General features: G+C 62.0%; 7 protein-coding genes. 5 read left to right on the forward strand and 2 right to left on the reverse strand.

Translation table 11 applies throughout. The features are described 5' to 3' along the window. The coding region (locus AAC126_RS20850) for a gamma-glutamyltransferase (RefSeq protein WP_339857160.1) at window positions 1-926 on the reverse strand (926 nt) is incomplete at its 3' end. A gap of 188 nt (window positions 927-1,114) precedes the next feature. Between AAC126_RS20850 and AAC126_RS20855 the strand changes: the two genes are divergently transcribed. The 4 genes from AAC126_RS20855 (at window position 1,115) to AAC126_RS20870 (ending at window position 6,400) form a co-directional block, all read left to right on the forward strand. Beyond that, window positions 1,115-2,002, forward strand: coding sequence for a 3-keto-5-aminohexanoate cleavage protein (locus tag AAC126_RS20855; protein WP_339857162.1), 888 nt, complete (start codon window positions 1,115-1,117; stop codon window positions 2,000-2,002). A gap of 15 nt (window positions 2,003-2,017) precedes the next feature. Next, the gene (locus AAC126_RS20860) at window positions 2,018-2,779 is read left to right on the forward strand and encodes an SDR family oxidoreductase (protein WP_339857163.1); all 762 of its coding nucleotides are present in this window, start codon (window positions 2,018-2,020) and stop codon (window positions 2,777-2,779) included. Between the two features lie 27 nt (window positions 2,780-2,806). Further along, window positions 2,807-3,811 (forward strand): NAD(P)-dependent alcohol dehydrogenase, encoded by a 1,005-nt coding sequence (locus AAC126_RS20865; RefSeq protein ID WP_339857165.1) that lies wholly within the window; start codon window positions 2,807-2,809, stop codon window positions 3,809-3,811. Window positions 3,812-3,901: 90 nt separating this feature from the next. Then, window positions 3,902-6,400 carry a patatin-like phospholipase family protein gene (locus AAC126_RS20870; RefSeq protein WP_339857167.1) on the forward strand — a complete coding sequence of 833 codons (2,499 nt, stop codon included), beginning with the start codon at window positions 3,902-3,904 and terminating at the stop codon, window positions 6,398-6,400. Window positions 6,401-6,437: 37 nt separating this feature from the next. On the opposite strand, the gene AAC126_RS20875 is transcribed toward AAC126_RS20870, so the two are convergent. Continuing rightward, window positions 6,438-7,223, reverse strand: coding sequence for an enoyl-CoA hydratase-related protein (locus AAC126_RS20875; protein WP_339857169.1), 786 nt, complete (start codon window positions 7,221-7,223; stop codon window positions 6,438-6,440). 159 nt (window positions 7,224-7,382) lie between these two features. Here AAC126_RS20875 and AAC126_RS20880 point away from each other — a divergent pair. Next, window positions 7,383-7,895, forward strand: a 513-nt coding sequence (locus tag AAC126_RS20880) for a beta-ketoacyl synthase N-terminal-like domain-containing protein (protein ID WP_339857171.1), incomplete at its 3' end; no start/stop codon positions are given.

The raw sequence follows: 7,895 nt of genomic DNA on the forward strand, positions 1-7,895 counted from the left end.
AATTTCTGGTCGGCGACATAGCGGTCGCGCTGATGGTAGCCGATCTTGGTGGCTTCCGCGATCACATGCACCCGGTCAGCCTCGCTGAGAGACTTCATGTCGAAGCCTGCAAGGATGTTCAGGATCATCAGCGCGCAGATACCCTGTCCGTTCGGCGGGATCTCGTAGATATCGTAGCCTTTGTAGTCGGTCCGGATCGGTTCGACATATTCGACATCGGCTGCCGCGAAATCGTCCATCGTGTGCAGGCCGCCGAGGGAGTTCAGCTTGGCGACCATGTCTTCGGCGACCTCGCCCTTGTAGAAGGCGTCGCGGCCACCGGCGGCGATCTTCTTCAAGGTCTCGGCCAGAAGCGGCTGGCTGTGGATCGTGCCGGCCTTCGGCGCCTTGCCGTCCACCAGCATGTTCTTGGCGCTCGCCGGATCGGCAGCCAACGCTTCCACTTCATTCACCCAGTCATGGGCGACACGCGGATGCACGACATAGCCCTGCTCGGCGAACTCGATGGCGGGCTGCAGGATCTCGGCGAAGCTTTTCGAGCCGTGATCCTCAATCAGCTTTGCCCATGCGGCGATCGCACCGGGTACCGTCACTGCGTGCGGGCTGTGCAGCGGGATTTCATCCTTCAAGCCAAGCTCGTTCAGCTTGGCGAGGGTGGCGGCGGCAGGTGCCTTGCCGGAGCCGTTCAGGGCAATCGGCTTGCTGGCACCCTTCGGGGCGTAGAGCGCGAAACAGTCGCCACCGATACCGGTCATGGCGGGCTCGACCACGCACATCACGGCGCAGGCTGCGATGGCCGCATCGACGGCGTTGCCGCCGGATTTCAGGATCGAGAGGCCTGCCTGGGTGGCCAGCGGATGGCTGGTGGCAATCGCCGCTCTGCGGGCAAAAACGGGGGAACGTCCGGGGAGTTGGAAATTTCTCATTGCTTTGGCTCTATCAGGTCGGAACAGGCGCATTCGTGCGCGGGCAGGCGGCAATCTGTGCAGGAACCGGCGTGGACACCGGAAAGAGGGCTTCCCTAAGATGCGGCGCGAGTTGAGACAAGCGCCGTGGAACATCTTTCCACAATTCGGAACGAGTAACCAGACGGCGCAGGATACTGGGGAGCGAAATGAATCAGAAGACCGTAATTACATGTGCCGTGACCGGTAGTGCGGATACCAGCGGCAAAAGCCCGGCTGTGCCGGTTACCCCGAAACAGATCGCCCAGTCGGCGCTGGATGCCGGCAAGGCAGGCGCCGCCGTCGTGCATATCCATGTCCGCGATCCGGAGACCGGAAAAGGGAGCATGGATCTGGAGCTGTACCGGGAAACCGTGGGCCGGATTCGCGAGACCGGCTCCGATATCGTCATCAACCTGACGACCGGCCCGGGCGGCCGCTTCATTCCGGGCGATGTCGAGCCGATCGATTTTGCCGCGGGCACCAGCCTGAAGGCGCCGGAAACCCGCATGCAGCATATCGCGGACCTGTTGCCGGATATCTGCACGCTGGACGTGGCGACGCTGAATTTCGGCGAGCACGCCATGGTCAACGTGCCGAAGCATCTGCGCGCCATGGCCGACCGGGCGAAGGAGCTGGGTGTGACGCCGGAGCTTGAAGTGTTCGACAGCGGCCATGTCCTGCTGGCGAAGCAGCTGATCAAGGAAGGCCATCTGAAATCGCCTGCCCTGTTCCAGCTTTGCCTGGGTATTCCCTGGGGCGCACCCGCAACGCCGGAAGGCATGGCCTTCATGAAGAGCCTGCTGCCGGAAGACGCGATGTGGTCCGCCTTCGGCATTTCCCGTGGCGAATTCCCGATGGTGGCCCAGGCAACCATGCTCGGCGGGCATACCCGTGTCGGGCTGGAGGACAATCTCTACATGGCCCGGGGCGAGCTGGCGAAAAGCAATGCGCAGCTTGTCGAACGCGCGGTGCAGATCATCGAAAGCATCGGTGGCGAGGTCGCGGATCCGAGCGAGGCCCGCACGGCCTTTGGTCTTGTCCGGCGCAACGACTGAGAATTGGAATAAGACATGTTGAAAGCTGATCTCAGCGGCAAGAAGGCGCTGGTCACCGGTGGTGCGTCCGGTATCGGGCGGGCGACGGCGCGTCTGCTGGCGGAATGCGGCGCGGAAGTCGCGGTGAACCATCTGCCCGACGACCCGCGCGGCAAGGAAACCGTCGCCGCGTTTCATCAGGCCGGGAACAAGGCGCATGCCATTCCCGGCAATGTCGCGGACCCGAAGGATGCGGACCGCATGGTGGCGGATGCCATCGAGACGCTCGGCGGGCTTGATATCCTGATCAACAATGCCGGAACGCCGGTCTCGCTCGATCCGATTCCGTTCGAGGATATGGATGCGATGACGGAGGAGTTCTGGTCCACCATCATCAATACCAACCTGATCGGCCCGTTCCGTTGTGCCCGTGCCGCCCGTTCGGCCCTGACCGACAGTAGGGGCTGCATCGTCAACACCGCTTCCATCGCGGCCTTCGGCGGCATTGGCAGCTCGATTGCCTATGCGGCATCGAAGGCAGGGCTGATGAACCTGACGAAGAACCTTGCGAAGGCGATGTCTCCCGAAGTACGGGTGAATGCGGTCGCGCCCGGTCTGGTGAGAACACCCTGGACGGACGGCTGGCCTGAAGAGCGAAAGAACACATCGGTCGCCAATTCCCTGCTGGGCCGCATGGTCGAGCCGGAGGATATTGCCGAGACCATGTTGTTCTTCTGCGCCAACGGCGCCGTGACCGGCCAGACCCTGCTGGTCGATTGCGGCCGGTTCGGCGCCTGATCCTGATACCAAGCGGAGGTTGCTGCCATGAAAGCCTATGAAATCGTCTCTGATGGCGGCGTTGACGCTCTTGCCCTGAATGATCACCCGGACCCGAAGCCGGGGCCGGGCGAGGTTCTGGTCCGGGTGCGGGCCTCTTCCATCAATTACCGGGATCTCTCGACTGTTGAAGCACCGGTGCCCCGGGGCATTCCCTATCCGCGCATTCCGAACTCGGACGGGGCGGGCGATGTGGTCGAGATTGGCCCGGGCGTGACCCGCTGGAAGGCCGGAGACAAGGTCTGCGGCTGTTTCTTTCAGGGCTGGATCGACGGGCATACAACACCGGAATGGGCGGCGCAGGCGCTCGGTGGCACCATCGACGGCATGCTGGCCGAGTATCGCGTGCTGAGGCAGGACGGCCTGGTCGCCATGCCGGAGCATCTGAGCTACGAGGAGGCATCGACGCTGCCCTGTGCCGCGCTGACCGCGTGGCACAGCCTTGTGGAAGTGGGGCAGGTCAAGGCCGGCTCCACCGTGCTGCTGCTCGGCACAGGCGGGGTTTCGGTATTTGCGCTGCAGTTCTGCAAGATGATGGGGGTGAGAGTGATCTGCACCTCCTCCAGCGACGAGAAGATCGCGCGCCTGAAAGAAATGGGCGCGGATGAAACGGTGAATTACCGCAGCCATCCGGAATGGCAGGAAAAAGTTCTGGAGCTGACGGACGGCAAGGGCGTTGATCACACGGTCGAGGTCGGCGGGGCGGGGACGCTGGAACGCTCGATAGCCTCAACCCGGATCGCCGGGAGCATCGGCCTGATCGGAGTTCTGACCGGGGGCAAGATCGACCCGGTCATGATCATGCGCAAATCGATTCGGCTGCAGGGTATCTATGTCGGCTCCCGCCGGATGTTCGAGGAAATGAATACCGCTATCTCGCAGCATGCTCTGCAGCCGGTGATCAGCGATACGTTCGCCTTCGGGGATGCACGGGATGCCTTCCACGCCATGCGGGCTGCCGGGCATTTCGGCAAGCTCGTCGTGAAAATCTAAGACGGTACGGGCATTTATAATTATTAATCCCGTTTAGATTGCATAAACCTTTGTTCTCCTCCATCATAAAGATGCTTGATGGAGGGCGCTATGACGTCAGCGAAGAGCTTCGATCCAATCCTGTCGCGCACCAAGGACGAGATGCGCGGCGAGGACTTTCGCAACAGTCAGGTCTATGCTCTTGAAGATGCTCATCTGGACACCCGGCGCAAGGATGTCGGCGGCGTTCCGGGGGCGGAGAAATTTTCCAGACAGGATTTCTGGGGCGAGGGACAGCCAGACGATCTGGATGAGGTGTCGCTCCCGCCCCCATCTCCGCCCCCATCTCCGCCCCCGTCCCAGCCCTATGATGCGGCGGCTTCAATCCAGGACCTGGAAGGGAGCCGGACGGGGCTGGCTATTTCCGGCGGCGGTGTGCGCTCTGCAACTTTTGCGCTTGGTTTGTTGCAGGCTTTGGCGCGCGAAAACCTCCTGAAACACTTCGATTACCTCTCTACCGTATCCGGCGGGGGCTATATCGGTGCATCCCTGACCTGGCTGCTGAGCGAGAAGTTCAGGGAGAAGGGCGGGGAGCATTACGGGCTGGACCGCCACAACTTCCCCTACGGCACGGCGGAGCCGAAGGACCGCTCCGACCCAAGGCACTGGAGAGGCATGCTGCGCTATCTCAGGGAGCATGCGGAATATCTGGCGCCGAATAAGGACATCTCAATCCTGTCCGGCCTTGCGGTGGTTGTCCGGGGCATCTTCCTCAATCTGCTGGTCTGGGTGCCTCTCTTCACGCTTCTGTTCGTGTTCCTGCAGCTTGGCTGGCCGGTGCATGGATGGACGGACCTTCTTTCGCTGGTCACGAATTCAGGCGCGCACGAAAGCGGGCCTCCGCGTATCCGGGAGCTGCTTAATCCGGGCTACCTCAATCTGCATGAAGTTCTGGTCATGGCCGGGATGTTTCTGCTGCTTGTCTTCGCCGTGTTGTCGATTGCCTTTTCGCTTGCCTCGGCCGTTGGCGGAGAGGGGGCGTTCGTGCGCTTTTCCTACCGGAGCAGGCGCCAGTTCGAGGTCACGGGCAAATATCTGCTTCCATGCAGCCTGCTGTTCATCGGCATTGGAGTGCTGCCTTATGTGGCGGCACTCTTTTTCGGCTCGATCGGGAGCTTTGGCAGTGCGGGGGCCGGGACGATGCTGACGGGTATTGCAACCGGCCTTGCCGCTGCCCGGAAATCGGAGAACCCGATTGTTCAGGATATCCTCCTGCCGGCCATTGCCGTCCTGATCCTTGTCGGCAGCCTGATCCTGACCTGCGGCATCGCCATTGTTGTCCGCGAGGGAGGGAACCTGGAGCAGCCGGGCGATATCGTCTTTGCCTGCTTTGTCGTTCTGGCGCTGCTGACGGGATATGTGGTCAACACCAACTACATATCCATTCACCGCTTTTACCGCGATCGCCTGATGGAGGCTTTCATGCCGATGCAGTCGGCGATCGCGGGCAACCAGGTCAGGCCCGCTCCCGGGGCGAACGAGGCGCAGCTACGCGATCTCTGCGATCCGGGTAGTCTTTCCAATTACCACCTGGTGAATACGAACCTGATCCTGGTGGATTCGGATGACGCGCTTTTACGCCGTCGCGGCGGCGACAATTTTGTCATGTCCCGGATTTACTGCGGCGGGGACGCGGGCGGGTTTCATCCGACCGGGGATTTCTCCGGCGGAGATATGACGCTCGCGACCGCGATGACGATCTCCGGGGCCGCCGCGCACCCGAACTCCGGTTGGGCGGGAACCGGCCAGACGCGGAAACGCGCGGTTTCCTGGCTGATGAACCTGTTGAACATCCGGTTGGGCTACACGGTGCGGAACGCGGCCTATAACACGCTGGCACCGCTTGCCGGAAAGCCGAACCATTTCGATAATATGAAAGTGGAACTCAGTCCTTCAGCGTTTGACCGGCACGGGAAATGGTTCCAGCTCAGTGACGGCGGGCATTTCGAGAATCTGGCGATCTATGAGCTTGTGCGGCGGCGCTGCAAGCTGATCCTGATTTCCGACGCGGGCGCGGATCCGGCCTTCGGTTTCGGCGATGTGCAGAACACCGTCCGGAAAGTTAGCCAGGATTTCGGCGTGGAAGTGGATTTCGGCCGCCCGTTCTGGAGCCAGGAGGCCTATGACGCGCAGACCGGCAGGGCATCGCCGTCTGACCAGGACGATGGCTACGACCATTGGCGCAATCGTCTTTCCTGCCTCGTCCCGCAGCGCCCCACGGGATTTCCGGTCGAGGCGATGCGTGCCGATCATGGCTACATCATCGGCACGGTGACCTATCCGGAAGTCGAAGCCGGGGCCGGCAAGGAGATCGGTATCCTGATCTATGTGAAAGCCACCATGATCGACGGCCTCAGTCTGGAGAGCCGGGGATACAAGGCGGACCATCCCGCTTTCCCGCATGAGCCGACATCGGACCAGTTCTTCGATCCGTCCCAGTTCGAAGCCTACCGCGAGTTGGGAAATGCCATCGGAAAGGATATGATCAGGGGTACACGCCTCAGGGATCTCCTTGGCGTGGCGTGGGGATCGGCGGATGGTGGCACTTAACCTCCCGGTGCCGCCGCCCGCCGCTCCTTGATGAGTCTTATTCCCCCTTGAAGATAGGGCGCCGTTTTTCGACGAAGGCATGCATGCCCTCGCTCTGATCGGCGGTGGCGAACAGGCCCTGGAACATGGCCCGCTCCAGCGCCATACCGGTTTCCAGCGACGCGTCCTGGCCGCGGATGATGGCGGACTTGATCTGCTGTACCGCAATTGGCGGCATCCGGCTGATATCCTTCGCCATCTTGTAGGCGGTCTCGAAGACTTCGGCGTCCGGCACCACCTGGCTGGCAATGCCGATGGCGAAGGCTTCCTTGCCGTCGATCGGGCGGCCGGTGAGGCAGAGCCGCATGGCCTGGAACTTGCCGACGGCGCGGGTCAGGCGCTGGGTGCCGCCGGCGCCCGGCATGATGCCGACGCGGACTTCCGGCTGCCCGACCTGGGCATTCTCGCCGATGACGATGATGTCGGAATGCATCGCCAGCTCCAGCCCGCCACCGAGCGCGTAGCCGTTGATCGCTGCGATTACCGGTTTCGGGTAATCGGCGATGTTCTGCCAGAGCCGTTCTGTCTTGCGGTGGAACATTTCGACCGTTGTCCGGTCCGCCATGTCCTTCAGGTCCGCACCAGCGGCGAAGGCTTTCTCGTCGCCGGTCAGCACCACGGCCAGCACGTTATCGTCATCGGACAGCTCCCGGAACACCCGGGCCAGCTCTTGACGGACTTCCAGATTGAGCGCGTTCAGTGCGTCCGGGCGGTTGATGCGGACAACGGCAATGTGATCGTTTTCCTCGCGGTCGCGCGGATGATCGAGAATGACGACGGACACGGATAATTCCCCCTTGAGTAAGTTGCCGCGCTGAGCCGCGCGGTCGGCATGATTATGCTTCCCGACTGGAAATTGACCGGGATATTAGGCTGTGCATACTGCACCGACAATAAGCTGCGAAATTGAGTTTCGCAAAAAAGAGATTTGGGAGCCGCCTCCATGACCGAAGCCTTCATCTGTGACGCAATCCGTACCCCAATCGGCCGCTATGGCGGCAGCCTGTCTTCCGTGCGCGCGGACGATCTCGCGGCGCATCCGATCCAGCAGCTGATGGCGCGGAACGGCTCCGTCGACTGGAGCGCGCTGGACGATGTCTATTACGGCTGCGTCAACCAGGCCGGTGAAGATAACCGCAACGTGGCCCGCATGGCCCTGCTGCTTGCCGGGATTTCCCCCGAGGTTCCGGGCGCGACGGTGAACCGGCTGTGCGCTTCCGGCATGGAAGCGGTGAACGCGGCGGCCCGCGCGATCCGCTCCGGCGAGGGTGATTTCTTTATTGCCGGTGGCGTCGAGAGCATGTCCCGTGCCCCGTTCGTCATGGGCAAGGCGACAAGCGCTTTTGACCGCAATGCCGAGATGTATGACACCACGATAGGCTGGCGCTTCGTCAACCCGCAGATGGAAAAGCAGTACGGCACCGATTCCATGCCGGAGACGGCGGAGAACGTGGCC

Origin of the sequence: uncultured Nisaea sp. (assembly GCF_963974195.1) — a bacterium.
GTDB lineage: Bacteria > Pseudomonadota > Alphaproteobacteria > Thalassobaculales > Thalassobaculaceae > Nisaea.